Source organism: Devosia sp. (assembly GCF_036563435.1).
Classification (GTDB): Bacteria; Pseudomonadota; Alphaproteobacteria; order Rhizobiales; family Devosiaceae; genus Devosia.
This window is the reverse complement of the sequence record NZ_DATCMJ010000015.1, coordinates 307,689-322,719: the sequence shown is the minus strand read 5'-3', so window position 1 is coordinate 322,719 and position 15,031 is coordinate 307,689. Positions and strand designations below refer to the sequence as shown.

Sequence of the window (15,031 nt, the reverse complement as noted above, 5' to 3'; positions counted from 1 at the left end):
GGAGAACAGGGAGCGCAAACACTCTCTCTTTGAGAGAGGAAATTTGCGACCGCTTGGGGCTTGCGGCGTTGTGCTGCAGCCGCCACGCTGAGGATGCACCGGTGGGCGGATTAGAGGAGACGAAATGGAATATCGCAAGCTCGGCAATAGTGGTGCCGTGGTCTCGGCTTATTGCCTTGGCGCCATGACCTTTGGCGCAGAATCGGACGAGGCGACCTCGTTCCGGCTCATGGATGACTATGTCGCCGCCGGCGGCAACTTCATCGACACCGCCAATGTCTATAGCGCCGGCCTTTCGGAAGAGATCATCGGCCGCTGGCTCAAGACCAAGCCCACGGGCCTGCGCGACCTGGTGATCACCACCAAGGGGCGGTTCCCGATGGGCGACGGTCCCAATCACCTGGGCCTGTCGCGCAAGAACCTCCAGGAGGCGCTGGACGCTTCGCTCAAGCGCCTGGGAGTGGAGCATATCGATCTCTACCAGATGCACGGCTTCGATGCCCTGACGCCGCTGGACGAAACGCTGCGCTTCCTTGATGACGCCATTCGTAACGGCAAGATTGCCTATTACGGCTTTTCCAACTTCCTGGGCTGGCAGTTGACCAAGGCGGTGTGGATCGCCAAGGCCCAGGGCTACCAGCCGCCGGTGACGCTGCAACCGCAATATAATCTCCTGGTGCGTGATATCGAGCATGAGATCGTGCCGGCGGCGCTGGATGCGCAGATCGGGCTCCTGCCGTGGTCGCCGCTGGGTGGCGGCTGGCTTTCGGGCAAGTACAAGCGCGACCAGATGCCGACCGGCGCGACGCGCCTGGGCGAGAACCCAAAGCGCGGCATGGAGGCCTTCGACAAACGCAACGGCAATGCCGTCACCTGGGAGGTGATCGGCGCCGTCGAGGAGATCGCCAAGGCACGGGGGGCCAGCATGGCGCAGGTGGCACTGGCCTGGGTCGCGGCCCAGCCGGGCGTGACCTCGGTCATTCTTGGCGCGCGCACCACCGAGCAGCTCAAGGACAATCTCGGCGCCGCGGACCTGCAGCTTTCGGCCGAGGAAGTGGCGCGGCTGAGCGCGATCAGCAAGCCGCAGATGGCCGACTATCCCTATGGCGAGGGCGGCATTGCGCAGCGCCACCGCAACATCGAGGGCGGGCGCTAAACCTGTTGGTTGGTGGCGCCGCTAGGCGTAGCGCAGCGCCACCAGCTGACCGCTCGACCACTCGACCTGTCCGGCAAGGTCGAATTCGAGCAGCAGCATCTGCGTCGTGCCGACCGAAAGGCCGGACTGGCGGATCAGCTCATCGACATCGATGGGCGTCGAGCTGAGGAGGCCAAGCAGGCGGGAGCGGTCGTCATCGCTTGGCGGCTCGGCGTCGGGCACAAGGTCGGGTTCCCAGTCGCGATCAAAGAGCGCGGTGCGGGAGGGGTCTGCGCTGCCCAGGGTCTCGATGACGTCCTCGGCGCCGGTGATCAGCTTGGCACCCTGCTGGATCAGGGCATTGCCGCCTTCGGCGCGCGGGTCGAGCGGTGAACCGGGGACGGCAAAGACGTCGCGGTTCTGTTCGAGCGCCAGGCGGGCAGTGATCAGCGATCCGCTGCGCTTGGCAGCCTCGACGACGACGATCCCCAGCGACAGGCCGGAGACGAGCCGGTTTCGTCGCGGGAAGTCACGGGCCCGCGGTTCCCAGCCGAGCGGCATCTCGGTCAGAAGGGCGCCGCCATTATCGAGGATATCGTGGGCAAGCGGGATATTCTCGTCGGGGTAGATCTTGTCCAAGCCGCCGGCGAGGACGGCGACGGTGCCTGTGCCGAGACTGGCGCGATGGGCGGCCGTGTCGATGCCGCGCGCCAAGCCGGAGACAACAGTGTAGCCGCGTTCACCCAGATCGGTCGCGAGCAGGCGCGTCATCTTGATGCCGGCGGCCGAGGCGTTGCGCGCGCCCACGATGCCGACCGTCCGCTGCCAATCGAGGTTGGCGCCACCTGCAAGGGTGACGATAGGCGGGGCGGCGGGGATGTAGTTGAGGAGAGGCGGGTAGTCGGCTTCCCCGATATGGACCAGCCGGGCGCCATAGCGCGCGACGCCGGCCAGTTCGTCCTCGGCCTGGGCGAGGCTTACGATGCGGAGGGGCTTGCCGGTGCGCTTGAGGAGCGCGGGGAGGGCGTCGAGTGCGGCTTCGGCCGACCCGAAGCGGTGAACGAGCTGGCGGAAAGTGGCGGGACCGACATTGTCGGTCCGCAGGAGACGAAGGCGCGCGAGGCGCTCGGCATGGCTAAAGGTGGCACCCGGCGACGGCGCCACGGCCTATCCCGCCTTCTTGCCGGCGCCGATGCGCGGCTCCGTACCGGCCATCAGGCGGGCAATATTGGTGCGGTGCTGGTAGAACAACAGGATGGCCAGGACGGCCGCCGTGCCGGCAAGCCACTGGTTGCCGAGCACAAAGGCGAAGATCGGTGCGGTCGCAGCCGCGGTGAGCGCGGCAAGGGAGGACATTTTCTGCGCAAAGGCGATCAGCAGCCAGACGGCGCAGAAGATGAGGCCGACAGGCCAGCTGAGCGCCAGCAGGGACCCGATCATGACCGCAACGCCCTTGCCGCCCTTGAAGCCGAGCCACACGGGAAAGCAGTGACCGAGGAATGCGAAAATGGCGGCGACCATGCCGGCAGCATCCCCCCAGAAGTATCGCGCGAGGAGCACGGGAACGGCCGCCTTGCCTGCATCCAGCACCAGGGTAGCGGCGGCCAGCCAGCGATTGCCGGTGCGCAGGACGTTGGTCGCGCCGATATTGCCCGAGCCGATGGCGCGGATGTCGCCAAGGCCGGCGGCGCGGGTCAGCAGCAGGCCAAAAGGAATGGAGCCGCAGAGATAGGCCAGCACTGCTGCAAGGAGCAGGTTGATGGTGTCAGCAGTCATGCAGCGAAGTCCCCCCAGGCAGTGACATAGAAATAGCCTCTCGGCGGCCGGTCCGACAAGAGGGATGCGCCGGCAGGCTCACGCCCGCCGGGGATCAGTCTGCCTGCTGGAACACCGTTTCACCGGCGACCCAGGTGCGCATCACCTTGCCGGCAAGACGCGCGCCTTCGAAGCTGGTGTTGCGCGAGCGGGAGCGGATGTCGCGTTCGCTGACCTGCCAGGGATAGTCGAGATCAAGCAGGATCAGGTCTGCAGGCGCTCCCCTAGCGATGCGGCCCGAAGGGAGGCCGAGAATATCGGCTGGGCGGCTGGTCAGGGCGCGCAAAACGGTCAGCAGGTCCACATCGTCCGAATGGACGAGCCGCAGGGCGGCCGCAAGAAGCGTCTCGAGGCCGATGGCGCCGTCCGAGGCTTCCGCGAAGGGCTGGCGCTTGACTTCACTGTCCTGCGGGTCGTGGTCGGAATGGATGGTGTCGATGGTGCCGTTGCGCAGGCCTTCGATCACCGCCTGCCGGTCGTCTTCTGCCCGCAGCGGGGTCGAGAGCTTGAAGAAGGTGCGATAGCGGCCGATGTCGTTCTCGTTTAGCGCGAGGTTGTTGATGGAAACCCCTGCTGTAACACGCTTGTTACGGCTCCTGGCGGCAGCCACAAGGTCGACCGACTGCCTGCAGGAAATCTGCGCGGCATGATAGGTCGTCCCCGTCAGCGCCGCCAGTTGGAGGTCGCGCGCCAGGGGGATGGTTTCGGCCTCGCGCGGGATGCCCTTGAGCCCAAGCACCGTGGCGAAGAGCCCCTCATTCATTACGCCGTCGCCGGTGAGGCTCCGATCCGAGACGTGGTGGACAAAGGTCATGCCGTAGTTGGCGGCATAGCTCATGGCGGTGCGCAGCAGGGCCGCCGACTGGATCGAGTGGCGGCCATCGCTGAGGCAGACAGCGCCTGCTTCCTTAAGAAGGCCGAATTCGGTGATCTCCTGCCCGGCAAGGCCCTTGGTGATGGCAGCGGCCGGTAGGACGTTGACTCTGGAGGTCGCCTTGGCGCGGCGGATCAGGAAGTCAACCAGCGCACCGTCATCAACAACGGGCGCAGTATCGGGCATCATGACGAAGCTGGTGACGCCGCCTGCCGCGGCCGCTTCGCCGGCGGACTGGAGCGTTTCGCGATATTCCTTGCCCGGTTCGCCGGTGAAGACGCGCATGTCGACGAGACCGGGGGCGAGGATCAGGCCGCCCGCGTCGATGACCTCGGCACCCTCGGGAACCCCAACGGGACCGGCGAGCGCCAGATCGGTGACGACGCCATTCTCGATCAGCACGGCGCCGCGCGCGTCGGTGCCCGATGCCGGGTCGACGACGCGGGCATTTTCGATCAGCAGGGGGCGGTTCATTGTTCGCCTCCAGCGGGCAGCAGCGCATCGAGCACGGCCATGCGAACGGCGACACCCATTTCCACCTGATCGGTGATGACAGAGGCCGGACCGTCGGCGATGGCGGGGTCGATTTCGACGCCGCGGTTCATCGGCCCGGGATGCATGACGATGGCGTCGGGCTTGGCAAAGCTCAGCTTTTCGGCGTCGAGCCCATAGAAGCGGTAGTATTCGCGGATAGACGGGATCATGCGGCCATTGGCGCGTTCGTGCTGGAGGCGCAGCATCATGACGACGTCCACGTCCTTGAGCCCCTCGCGCATGTCGGTGAAGACTTCGGTGGCGAGATGTTCGATGCCGGCGGGCAGGAGATTGCGCGGGGCGATGACGCGGGTGCGCACATGGAGGGCGCCCAGCAAGAGAAGATTGGAGCGCACTACGCGCGAATTGCTGATGTCGCCGCAGATGGCGACGGTGAGGCCAGAGATCCGGCCCTTGTGGCGGCGGATGGTGAGCGCGTCGAGCAGGGCCTGGGTCGGGTGCTCGTGGGCGCCATCGCCGGCATTGATCACGGCGCAGCCGACCTTTTGCGACAGGAGCTCCACGGCGCCGGCTGCCGAGTGGCGCACGACGATGACGTCGGGGCGCATGGCATTGAGCGTGGTCGCGGTATCGACCAGGGTTTCCCCCTTGCTGACCGAGCTGGTCTTGACCGACATGTTCATGACCTGAGCGCCCAGGCGCTTGCCGGCGATCTCAAAGGAGCCTTGCGTGCGGGTGGATGGCTCGAAGAACAGGTTGATCTGCGTCTTGCCCGAGAGGGTGGGGTGCGATTTTCGCTCTTGGCGCGACACCGGGACCATGCGCTCGGCGCGATCCAGCAGATCGATGATCTCGTGCTGCTTGAGATCGGCGATCGAGAGCAGGTGGCGCTGCTGGAAAGGTGGGAAATCGCCGGACGAGGCGGCAGGCGAGGTCGTGTTGCTGGCGCGAATTTCAGCCATGCGCTCCGGTCCCATTAGGTTTGCTGCGGTCTAGCGGAGCAGGGGGCGCTATTCAACCGTTTGTTGAGCCTCAGTGGCGCAGGCGGTCCAGCGCACCCTGAAGGATGTAGCTGGCGGCGAGCTTGTCGACCACTTCCGCGCGCCGGTCGCGGCGGAGGTCGGCTTCGATCATCATGCGGGTGACGGCGCTGGTGGAGAGGCGCTCGTCCCAAAACGCGATGGGGAGCGGCGTCTTTTGCGCCAGGCTGCGGGCGAAGGCGCGGGTGGACTGGACGCGAGGGCCTTCTGAGCCGTCCATATTCAGGGGCAGGCCGAGAATGATGGCGACGATCTGATTCTCGCCAATCAGCGCCAGGATGCGCTCGGCATCCTGGGTGAACTTGGTGCGCTTGATGGTTTCGAGCGGCGTGGCGGAGTAGCGCATGCCGTCGCTGATGGCGACCCCGATGGTCTTGGTGCCCAGATCAAGCGCCATGATCCGGCCGGTGGGAGGGATGGAGGCGAGCGGATTGGCGAAATCATGGGTCATGTTGGCCGTTGACAAGTAGAACAAAAGAAGATCGAATAAAGATCACACTAGGAACACGCATGTGCTGCTGTAGGATTTCCACCTAATTGACCCATACTCGCAGGTGAATTGAAATAGTGCGCGTGGTGCACTAACATCAGAGGCGAGAATGCCGACGATCATACGTCTAGGTAACGTCAAGATCGCTGTCTATGCCATGGATCATCCACCGCCGCATTTCCACGTACTGACCGCAGATTACGCGGCAACTATATCCATAAGGACGTTGAAGATCACTGCAGGTGACTTGCCCAGCGACATATACAGGTTGGTCACCCGCTGGGCCGACGATCACACAGATATGCTGCTTGATGCATGGACACGGTTAAATGGCTGAAGTTGAAATGGTTGGGACCGGAATTCCCCTTCCGCGCATGAAATCGGTGAAACCTTTGGCTGGTCGCGTGCTGCAGATCGCGTGGACGTCCGGCGAGATACAGGATGTAGACGTCGCACCAGCACTCTTGAGCCATCGTTCGTTCGTGCGTCTCAGATCGGATGATGCGCTGTTCCAGTCGGCGAAGCTGGACGAGTTTGGTGATGCTGTCATTTGGGCGGATGGCAGCGAACTTGCGGCAACGTGGATTCACGAATTGTCCGTGCCAAGCGATCTGACCAACGACGAGTTCCGTAGCGCCATGGATAGCCTCCAGATGAGCCTTGACGGGATGGCGACCCGGCTGGGGATCGCACGACGGCTGATTGCTGAGTACCGCAAGGACAGACCAATTCCTCGGACCGTGGCTTTGGCGACGCGGCATCTTGTTGAACATTACAAGCGGGCTGGATAGTGCGATACCGTTGCCACTAGGGGTGACGGGAGTAGCGGCAAATGAAGCTGACCTGGTTCGGCGCGACGACCATACGCGTACATATCGGCGGGTCGGTTCTGGTTGTAGATGCGGCTGGGACTTCCCCGGAAATCGACCGAGCCGAGCTGGTCAGCGGGGCGGATCGGGTGATCGAACGCTTTGGGGCTGAACTGGACATGGTCGACCTGGGCAGGTGGACTCCGCGCCGACCAGCCCGCCTGCTGGATGAGGGGGACGCCTTGCCTCAAGTGATGGCGTGGTCAGCGAGTAGAGACGCCATTCTCATTGACGCTGAGGGAGAGCCGCCGCTGTTGTTGCTGGCCGCGGAAGCGCCCGCACTTGGCCGCTGGGCGGATGGGGCGGTGGTGGTGCTGTTTGGGGATGGGGCGCAGCTGGTTTCGGCTGGTGGGGCGGTGCTGGCGCAGCGGACGCCAAAGCTGCTTGCCCTTGCAGCCGGTGAGGCGGCGATCGATGCTGCCATTCCCGTCTTGGGGAGCGCGCTGGACGGAACGGCGCTTTTGTCGCTCGAGCCTTGCATGGCTCTCGAAGCCTGATCCGCCATTTCGGTTGTCTTTTCCCGCGCGCGGTTGCTAATACCAGCCCAACGAGCCGTGGTTTTTCTGGAGTTGGTTTATGTCCGTCGACGCTGCAACCGTGAAGCGCATCGGGCGCCTGGCGCGCATTCGCATCGAAGAAAGTGAAGTCGAAGCCTATCAGAGCGAACTCAACGCCATTCTTGGCTTTGTGGAACAGCTGAACGAAGTCGACGTCACGGGTGTCGAGGCGATGACGTCGGTGACCCCGATGACCCTGCGCCGGCGGGACGACGTGATCAGCGACGGCGGCTATGCCGAACAGATCGTCAGCAACGCACCGCTGACCGAAGACAACTTCTTCATGGTGCCCAAGGTGGTCGAATAATGGCGATCACGATCGCCATCGAGATGCCGCTGCAGGACGATGTGCGGGCGCTTGTTGCGCAGCTCAACGACCATCTCCTGCCGCTGTCGCCCCTGGAATTCCAGTTCAAGATGACCGTGGAGCAGATGGCCGACTCCGACACGACGCTGTTTGTGGCGCGCGACGAGAGCGGGCAGGCTGTGGGCATGGGTGCGCTCAAGGTGCATTCGGCCGAGCTGGGCGAGGTCAAGCGGATGTTCACCCTGCCGGCGGTGCGCGGCCAACGGCTCGGACGCCAGCTGCTTGAACGCATCGTCGAGCTGGCACGCGAGCGCCGGTTACCTGTGCTGATGTTGGAGACCGGCACGGGCGAAGGCATGGCCGAGGCGCATCGGCTTTATACGCGCTATGGCTTTGTGCCGCGCGGTCCGTTCCTCGACTATCCCGACAGCGAATGGTCGGCCTTTTTTGAGATGAATTTGGCGGTTCCGGCTCTGGCGAGCTGAGCACGCGGCACAGTATGAACGAAAGAGTTTAACCTTGACTGACCTCACCAAGCTGAGCCTGGCCGCTGCCCGCAAGGGCCTTGCCGACAAGAGCTTTACGGCCACCGAACTCACGGGCGCCTATGTCGCCGCCATCGAGGCTGCCAATCCCAGCCTCAACGCCTATGTGGCGGTGACGGCGGACCAGGCGCGGGACATGGCCAAGGCCAGCGACGAGAAACTCCTGCGCGGCGAGGGCGGGGCGCTGGAAGGCATTCCGCTGGGGATCAAGGATCTCTTTGCCACCAAGGGCGTGCACACCCAGGCCGCCAGCCACATCCTCGACGGGTTCAAACCCGAATACGAATCGACGGTTACAGCAAATCTCTGGCGCGACGGCGCGGTGATGCTGGGCAAGCTCAACATGGACGAGTTCGCCATGGGCTCGTCCAACGAGACCAGCTATTATGGTCCGGTGGTCAGCCCGTTCCGCGCCGAAGGCAGCAATGCCAACCTGGTGCCGGGCGGATCGTCGGGTGGTTCGGCCGCGGCCGTTGCCGCCTGGCTCTGCGCCGGTGCGACGGCGACCGATACGGGTGGCTCGATCCGCCAGCCAGCGGCGTTCACCGGCACGGTCGGCATCAAGCCGACCTATGGTCGCTGCTCGCGCTGGGGCACGGTGGCGTTCGCATCCTCGCTCGACCAGGCCGGGCCGATCGCCCGGACGGTTGAAGACGCGGCGATCCTGATGACCTCGATGTCGGGGTTTGATCCGAAAGACTCCACCAGCGTGGACCTAGCGGTGCCCGACTTCGCCGCTGCCGTGGAGCGCGGTGTGAAGGGCCTCACCATCGGTGTGCCCAAGGAATACCGGATGGAGGGTATGCCCGCCGAGATCGAGAAGCTCTGGAGCCAGGGCCTCGACTGGCTCCGTGCCGAGGGTGCGACGGTCAAGGACATTTCGCTGCCGCACACCAAGTACGCGCTTCCGGCCTACTATATCGTGGCGCCGGCTGAAGCCTCGTCCAATCTCGCGCGCTACGACGGGGTGAAGTACGGCCTGCGGGTGTCCGGCAAGGACATCACCGACATGTATGAGCTGACCCGGGCCGCCGGTTTCGGCCGCGAGGTGAAGCGCCGCATCATGATTGGAACATACGTGCTGTCTGCCGGTTACTTCGATGCATATTATGTCAAGGCGCAGAAGGTGCGGACGCTGATCAAGAAGGACTTCGAGGACGCTTTCAACGGCGGCGTCGACGCCATCCTGACTCCGGCAACGCCGTCGGCAGCTTTCGGCGTGGGCGACGAGGCACTGGCGGCCGATCCGGTCGCCATGTATCTCAACGACGTCTTCACAGTGACGGTGAACATGGCAGGCCTACCCGGCATTGCCGTGCCGGCCGGCAAGGACGGCAAGGGGCTGCCTTTGGGCCTGCAGCTGATCGGCAAGCCATTCGACGAGGAAACGCTGTTTGCCGCAGCCCGGGTGATCGAAAAGAGCGCCGGCGGCGACTTCGCCCCCAAGCCCTGGTGGTAAGCATGGGACCAGGCACCTCTTGATCGAGGTGCCGTTCCGCCTTATCTCGCCGGAATGCACAAATTGAAATTGGTTGTGACGCCGCCGCGCGTGGCGTTCGGGCCGACAAGGGTTTCTCTGATGGCCGCAGACATCTTCACCACGCTCGACTGGTCCGAACCGCCCAAGGACATGAGCAAGCCGCTCCAGGCACTGTGGTGGCTGAAAAAGGGCGAGTTGCGCGTCGGTCCGGAATGGGAGCAGGCTCACAACATCGTCCAGGCGATGGAGGGCGTGCAGGCGTTCGACTGGGTCCATGCCCTAATGCACTGGATCGAAGCGGACATGGGCAATGCCGATTATTGGTATCGCCGGGCCGGCAAGCGAAGGGCAACGGCAAGCGTTGGCAGCGAATGGGAACATATCGCAGCGGCGCTGAGCGAAGTCACCAAGCACTAGAACACCAAACACCCCCGGCATGAACCGGGGGTGTTTCGTTTCCAGGTGTCTATCGGTTGTCGAACTCGCTCCGGACCAGTTCAAGTCCGCGTTTGGTGATGCGGTAGGGCTGACCGCCCTGGGAGCGGATCGCTTTCTTGGCCTTGAGTTTCTTGAACAGCACGAGGCTGCAATTGTTCAGGAGCCAGCCATCGCGATTGAAGAATTCGAGCCCGGTTACCTTGCCTGCGTTGTCCTTGAGCAGCGTGATACGGCCGCCCTGCGCGAGTGCGTGAAGCACTCGCTGTTCGTCTCGGGAAATATCCATTTGGAAGTCAGTTGCCTGCGATGCGGATCTGCGATCCGCGAACAAACTTGATCGCCGGCCGGCATCACGCGCAGCGGGCGACTGGTTCATTCATGCCCCATCCGCTTGGACGGGGCTTCAGGCGATCTCGGACTGACTAAACATGGCAATATTGATATCGCCGCTGGCGGGCCTCGCCAAGACGCCTAGTTGAAATCGCGGGCCGGGCGGTGCAAAGCAGCAACAGCAAAGATGGGGAAAATCAGTGACCAGCAAATCGCCCGCAGACTGCGAGACCAAGGATGACGTGCGCGCCGAGATCGACCGGGTCGATCAGGCACTGCTGACGCTGTTTGCCGAACGGCACCGCTATGTGACGCGGATGGCGCAGATCAAGACGGATCCGCACGAGGCGCGGGACCCGGCGCGAATCGAGGCGGTGATCGCCAAGGTGCGGGAGCGCAGTTTGGCTCTTGATCTTGACGAGGATCAGGCAGAGCTTGTTTGGCGCACCCTGATCGATTGGAACATCAACTACGAGAAGGGGATCATCGCGGCGCGGCGGCGCAGCTAGGACCGGCAGGAGGCAACCATGGCAGGTATCAACATCCGCAAGGCCGAAAAGGCTGACGCGCACCGCCTTGCCGATATCGCCTACCGTGCCTGGGAAAGCGGCATCTACCCGCTGCTGACCAACAAGCCAGGTGCAAGGGAGGCGGAGCAGCGCCGCCTGTCGCAGGCCGTGGCCGAAACGTTGGGCCGCATCATCGTCGCCGAGGTGGATGGCATCAGCGTCGGCTGGTGCTCGCGTTCGGCGCGGCGGGCCTATATCCCGTTCCTTTTCGTCATGCCCGAGTTGCAGGGACACGGCATCGGTTCGATGCTGCTGCAACGCATGGAAAGCATGCTCGAGCTCGAGGGCGCCGAGCGTGTGCAACTCGAAACGCCGGCCGACAATGTGCGCGCCGTGCGGTTCTACGAAAAGCAGGGCTACCGTATCCTGGCGCTGCGCCCGGACGGGCGGGCCGCGCACGAGCCGTTCATGAGCGTTCACCTCGAGAAACGGCTGCAGCCGTTTATGGGAGAGATCGAGGATGATTGAGATATTTGCGGGAGTCGCCGCAGCACTCGATCGTCATCCTCGGGCTTGACCCGAGGACACTTCACTGGACGACAGCCGGGCAAGTATAGAGCCCTCGGGTCAAGCCCGAGGGTGACGGCCGGTGGTTGGCGGCTCGATATGTGAGCTTCAAACCTCCACCCTCGCGACCTAGTGGTTCGACAAGCTTGCTATGAGGCCTCCATGGTTGCATCCGCCAGGCAACACCAGTAATCACATGTCAAACCTCTGCCTTGCCTCGCAGGACCTGCAATTGACCCTCATCGATACCCGCACGCCCAATCCCAAGAGCTTCATCAAGGGCTCGACCGGTGACTGGGAAGTCATCATCGGCATGGAAGTGCATGCGCAGGTGACGAGCGAGAGCAAGCTGTTTTCCGGCTCGTCCACGGAGTTCGGCAATCCGCCCAATTCGAACGTGAGCTTCGTCGATGCGGCCATGCCGGGCATGCTGCCGACCATCAACGAGGAATGCGTGCGCCAGGCTGTCCGCACCGGCCTTGGGCTGAAGGCGCAGATCAACAAGCGCTCGGTGTTCGACCGCAAGAACTACTTCTATCCGGACCTGCCGCAGGGCTACCAGATCTCGCAGTTCAAGGACCCAATCGTGGGCGAGGGCAAGGTATTGCTCGACATGCCCGAGGGACAGATCGAAATCGGCATCGAAAGGCTGCACCTGGAGCAGGATGCGGGCAAGTCGATCCACGACCAGCACCCGAACATGAGCTTTGTCGACCTCAACCGCTCGGGCGTGGCGTTGATGGAGATCGTCAGCAAGCCCGACCTGCGCTCGGCCGATGAAGCCAAGGAATATCTGGGCAAGCTGCGGACCATCCTGCGGTATCTCGGCACCTGCGACGGCAATATGGAGCAGGGCTCCATGCGCGCCGACGTCAACGTCTCGGTGCGCCGCCCCGGCGGGGAGTTCGGCACGCGCTGCGAAATCAAGAACGTCAACTCCATCCGCTTCGCCGGCCAGGCGATCGAGTTCGAAGCACGGCGCCAGATCGACATCCTCGAGGACGGCGGCTCAATCGACCAGGAAACGCGGCTGTACGATCCCAAGACCGGTGAAACCCGCTCCATGCGCTCCAAGGAAGAAGCGCATGACTATCGCTATTTCCCCGATCCCGATCTGCTGCCGCTTGAGTTCGACGATGCCTTCATCAGCATGCTGGCCGAAGGCCTGCCGGAACTGCCCGACGAGAAGAAGGCGCGCTTTGTCAGCGACTATGGGGTAACTGCCTATGACGCGATGGTGCTGACGCTCGATCGCGAGACTGCCGACTACTACGAGAGCTGCGTCGCCTTCGGCGGCAGCAAGCGCGACGGCAAGGCCGTGGCCAATATCCTCAACGGCGATGTAGCGGCCTATGCCAATTCGCAAGGTTTGGCCGTGTGGGAAACTCACCTCAAGCCGGGGCAGATCGCTGGTATCGTCGACCTGGTTGCGGCCGGGACGATCTCGTCCAAGGGCGCCAAGGACCTGTTGCAGGTGATCATCGCCGAGGAGCCAGAGGGCGAACCGGCAGAGATCGTCGAACGCCGCGGCATGAAGCAGGTGACCGACATGGGGGCGATCGAAAAGATCGTCGACGACATCATCGCCGCCAATCCCGACCAGGTGGAAAAGGTGAAGGCCAAGCCCACAATGATCGGCTGGTTCGTCGGCCAGGCCATGAAGGCTTCGGGCGGCAAGGCCAACCCGCAGGCGCTCAACGACCTGATGAAGCAAAAGCTCGGGATCGAGTAAGGGGCTGGCCCGCTAGGCATCGGGCAGGGGCTTGCCGACTGTCATGGCCGCTCGGAAGGCGGGATCAGGGTCGAAGAAGGCCGGTTCGGGCGTGGCGCCGGTGGCGTCAAAGAAGCGGCTGACAAAGCAGCGGAAGCTGGCGCAGAGCGCGATGTCGGAGATCTCGACATCGCTGAAGCCGACGGCGCGCAAGGCGTCGATGTCGGCCTGGGTGATCTTCGAGGCGTCGCGCGCCACCTGTTGCGCATAGGCGAGCATGGCGATGTCCTTGTCGCTCAGACCCGCATTGCGGAAGTCGCGGACGATCGCCAGAACCTGCTCATGGCCCATCTCGCGGGCGAGCACGCTGCTATAGACCTGAACGCAATAGGTGGACGGGACCTGTTGGGCCGCGATCAGGGTGATGAGGCGCCAGCCGCGCATGCCGAGCGAAAAGCCGCTCTTGATGCCATGGGAGAACCGCTCGAAGTGCGGCAGCACCTCAGGCCGGGTCGTCCAGCATGTCGTCGCCTCCATGAGCAGCCCCATGGAGGCGATCTCGTTCTGGTATATGTCGGCGATCTCGCCACGGGCTTCTTCGAGGCCAACGGTCTGCAGGAACATGGCAACCTCCCATCATGCAATGGGGCAGCATAGCGCCGCTTCCGAGCAACTCGCCAGCTAGACTTCCTGCGGGATCGGATCGCCGGTGCCGGGAGCAATCTCGGGGGAGCCGGGCGGCACCGGGTCCTCAACTGGCTGATCTGGCGTCGGCACTTCGGCTGGACCGGGTGGTACCGGGTCGACCGGTTGCGGCTGAGGCGGCTCGGGCTGCGGGACGATTTCGGGCGGGGCGACGGGGTCGATATCGGGCCTGGGCTGGTTCATGGCGTACTCCTTAGGAGGTCAACGCCAGTGAACCGGTGCTGTTCCTCAGGCGGGCACGCGGTGCCACACCTTGCGGATGCGCCCGTCGATGAACAGCAGGCCGAGGAAGATTATGGTCATGCCCAGAATCTGGATCGGCAGCACGGTTTCGCGCAACACCGTTACTCCCAGGATCAGCGCCGATATGGGGGCGATGAAGGTCGTGGTGGCGAAATTGGTCGCGCCGACGCGCGGAAGGATGCGGTACATGATCTGGAAGGTGAAGGCGGTTGATAGGAGGCCGATTGCCAGGGCTGCACCCCATGTTTCCGGCCGGGTCATCACCGGGACGCCTTCGCTGAAAAAGGCGATCGGCGTCGCAATCACTGCGGCACCGGTCAGCGCAATGGCGGCGAAGGCTGTTGGTTCGATATGCTTGAAGCTGCGCGTGATGTTGAGGGAGATGGCGTAGCATAGCGTCGCGCCGAGACAGGCAAGCACCGCCCAGAGGTGGGAATCGCCTTCGCCCAACGCCGGCGAGACCAGGATCGCGGCGCCGACAAAGCCAATCGCGACACCGGTGAACTTGGTGGGCGAGGCCTTCTCCCCGCCGATCCAGAAATGGGAGATGATGGCGGTGACCATGGGCGTCAGCGCGTTGATGATGGCGGCGACGCCGCTTGCCAGGTCAGCCTGGGCCAGAGGAAAGAGCGCAAAGGGAATGGCATAGGCGACGACGCCAAGAAGGCCCAGTTGCAGCCAGAGCTTTGGATCGCGCGGGACAGGCTTGCGCAGGGCAAACATGACGGCCCAGCAGCCGAGTGCACCGATACCGACGCGGAAGGAAGTGACCCAGAGGGGGCCAATCTCCCGGATCAGAACGGCGTTGAAAATGAACGAGCAGCCCCAGATGGCGCCCAGCAAGATGATCCAGCTCCAGTCACGCAGCGACATCTGATTCCTCATGTTGAGCGCGGACGCTACGCCTGGGTGGAACAAAGG

The 15,031-nt window shown here is 63.6% G+C and carries 20 protein-coding genes; 11 read left to right on the top strand and 9 right to left on the bottom strand.

Going from position 1 to position 15,031, the window contains the following annotated elements:
• Positions 1-124 precede the first annotated feature (124 nt).
• Positions 125-1,156 carry an aldo/keto reductase gene (locus tag VIL88_RS12365; RefSeq protein WP_331989249.1) on the top strand — a complete coding sequence of 344 codons (1,032 nt, stop codon included), beginning with the start codon at positions 125-127 and terminating at the stop codon, positions 1,154-1,156.
• 21 nt (positions 1,157-1,177) lie between these two features.
• On the opposite strand, the gene dprA is transcribed toward VIL88_RS12365, so the two are convergent.
• From dprA to ruvX, 5 genes are all read right to left on the bottom strand, one after another.
• Positions 1,178-2,299 carry a DNA-processing protein DprA gene (dprA, locus tag VIL88_RS12360; protein WP_331989247.1) on the bottom strand — a complete coding sequence of 374 codons (1,122 nt, stop codon included), beginning with the start codon at positions 2,297-2,299 and terminating at the stop codon, positions 1,178-1,180.
• Positions 2,300-2,302: 3 nt separating this feature from the next.
• Complete coding sequence (plsY, locus tag VIL88_RS12355) at positions 2,303-2,911, bottom strand: glycerol-3-phosphate 1-O-acyltransferase PlsY (RefSeq protein WP_331989245.1); 609 nt, start codon at positions 2,909-2,911, stop codon at positions 2,303-2,305.
• Positions 2,912-3,005: 94 nt separating this feature from the next.
• Positions 3,006-4,298 (bottom strand): dihydroorotase, encoded by a 1,293-nt coding sequence (pyrC, locus tag VIL88_RS12350; protein ID WP_331989243.1) that lies wholly within the window; start codon positions 4,296-4,298, stop codon positions 3,006-3,008.
• A complete protein-coding gene (locus VIL88_RS12345; RefSeq protein ID WP_331989241.1) occupies positions 4,295-5,281 on the bottom strand; it encodes an aspartate carbamoyltransferase catalytic subunit in 987 nt (328 codons plus the stop codon). Before VIL88_RS12345 ends, pyrC begins: the two co-directional genes overlap by 4 nt.
• A gap of 70 nt (positions 5,282-5,351) precedes the next feature.
• On the bottom strand, positions 5,352-5,810 hold the full coding sequence (gene ruvX, locus VIL88_RS12340) for a Holliday junction resolvase RuvX (protein WP_331989239.1): 459 nt from the start codon (positions 5,808-5,810) through the stop codon (positions 5,352-5,354).
• A 148-nt stretch (positions 5,811-5,958) separates the two neighbouring features.
• On the opposite strand from ruvX, the gene VIL88_RS12335 reads away from it, so the two are divergent.
• The 7 genes from VIL88_RS12335 to VIL88_RS12305 all read left to right on the top strand — a co-directional run bounded on the left by VIL88_RS12335 (position 5,959) and on the right by VIL88_RS12305 (position 10,024).
• Positions 5,959-6,186 carry a DUF4160 domain-containing protein gene (locus VIL88_RS12335; protein WP_331989237.1) on the top strand — a complete coding sequence of 76 codons (228 nt, stop codon included), beginning with the start codon at positions 5,959-5,961 and terminating at the stop codon, positions 6,184-6,186.
• Positions 6,179-6,640 carry a hypothetical protein gene (locus VIL88_RS12330; RefSeq protein WP_331989235.1) on the top strand — a complete coding sequence of 154 codons (462 nt, stop codon included), beginning with the start codon at positions 6,179-6,181 and terminating at the stop codon, positions 6,638-6,640. The genes VIL88_RS12335 and VIL88_RS12330 overlap by 8 nt, the downstream gene beginning before the upstream one ends.
• Before the next feature lie 41 nt (positions 6,641-6,681).
• Complete coding sequence (locus tag VIL88_RS12325) at positions 6,682-7,215, top strand: hypothetical protein (protein WP_331989233.1); 534 nt, start codon at positions 6,682-6,684, stop codon at positions 7,213-7,215.
• 79 nt (positions 7,216-7,294) lie between these two features.
• Entirely contained in the window at positions 7,295-7,582 is a 288-nt protein-coding gene (gene gatC, locus VIL88_RS12320; RefSeq protein WP_331989231.1) for an Asp-tRNA(Asn)/Glu-tRNA(Gln) amidotransferase subunit GatC, read from the top strand.
• A complete protein-coding gene (locus VIL88_RS12315) occupies positions 7,582-8,067 on the top strand; it encodes a GNAT family N-acetyltransferase (protein WP_331989229.1) in 486 nt (161 codons plus the stop codon). Before gatC ends, VIL88_RS12315 begins: the two co-directional genes overlap by 1 nt.
• A gap of 34 nt (positions 8,068-8,101) precedes the next feature.
• Positions 8,102-9,586, top strand: coding sequence for an Asp-tRNA(Asn)/Glu-tRNA(Gln) amidotransferase subunit GatA (gene gatA, locus VIL88_RS12310; protein ID WP_331989227.1), 1,485 nt, complete (start codon positions 8,102-8,104; stop codon positions 9,584-9,586).
• A 120-nt stretch (positions 9,587-9,706) separates the two neighbouring features.
• A complete protein-coding gene (locus VIL88_RS12305; protein WP_331989225.1) occupies positions 9,707-10,024 on the top strand; it encodes a hypothetical protein in 318 nt (105 codons plus the stop codon).
• A gap of 49 nt (positions 10,025-10,073) precedes the next feature.
• On the opposite strand, the gene VIL88_RS12300 is transcribed toward VIL88_RS12305, so the two are convergent.
• Positions 10,074-10,331, bottom strand: a complete 258-nt coding sequence (locus tag VIL88_RS12300) for a YjhX family toxin (protein WP_331989334.1) — start codon at positions 10,329-10,331, stop codon at positions 10,074-10,076.
• A 244-nt stretch (positions 10,332-10,575) separates the two neighbouring features.
• Here VIL88_RS12300 and VIL88_RS12295 point away from each other — a divergent pair, with 244 nt between their 5' ends.
• From VIL88_RS12295 to gatB, 3 genes are all read left to right on the top strand, one after another.
• Positions 10,576-10,884 (top strand): chorismate mutase, encoded by a 309-nt coding sequence (locus tag VIL88_RS12295; protein ID WP_331989223.1) that lies wholly within the window; start codon positions 10,576-10,578, stop codon positions 10,882-10,884.
• A gap of 18 nt (positions 10,885-10,902) precedes the next feature.
• Entirely contained in the window at positions 10,903-11,412 is a 510-nt protein-coding gene (locus VIL88_RS12290; RefSeq protein ID WP_331989221.1) for a GNAT family N-acetyltransferase, read from the top strand.
• Positions 11,413-11,683: 271 nt separating this feature from the next.
• Entirely contained in the window at positions 11,684-13,183 is a 1,500-nt protein-coding gene (gatB, locus tag VIL88_RS12285) for an Asp-tRNA(Asn)/Glu-tRNA(Gln) amidotransferase subunit GatB (RefSeq protein ID WP_331989219.1), read from the top strand.
• 12 nt (positions 13,184-13,195) lie between these two features.
• Here gatB and VIL88_RS12280 read toward each other — a convergent pair whose 3' ends face one another.
• Genes VIL88_RS12280 through VIL88_RS12270 form a run of 3 tightly spaced genes read right to left on the bottom strand, consistent with a single transcriptional unit; the run spans position 13,196 to position 14,983 of the window.
• Positions 13,196-13,786: an alkylhydroperoxidase gene (locus VIL88_RS12280; protein ID WP_331989217.1), complete on the bottom strand. Its 591-nt coding sequence runs from the start codon at positions 13,784-13,786 to the stop codon at positions 13,196-13,198.
• A 57-nt stretch (positions 13,787-13,843) separates the two neighbouring features.
• Positions 13,844-14,050: a hypothetical protein gene (locus VIL88_RS12275; RefSeq protein WP_331989215.1), complete on the bottom strand. Its 207-nt coding sequence runs from the start codon at positions 14,048-14,050 to the stop codon at positions 13,844-13,846.
• A 45-nt stretch (positions 14,051-14,095) separates the two neighbouring features.
• Complete coding sequence (locus VIL88_RS12270; RefSeq protein WP_331989213.1) at positions 14,096-14,983, bottom strand: DMT family transporter; 888 nt, start codon at positions 14,981-14,983, stop codon at positions 14,096-14,098.
• Positions 14,984-15,031: the final 48 nt, after the last annotated feature.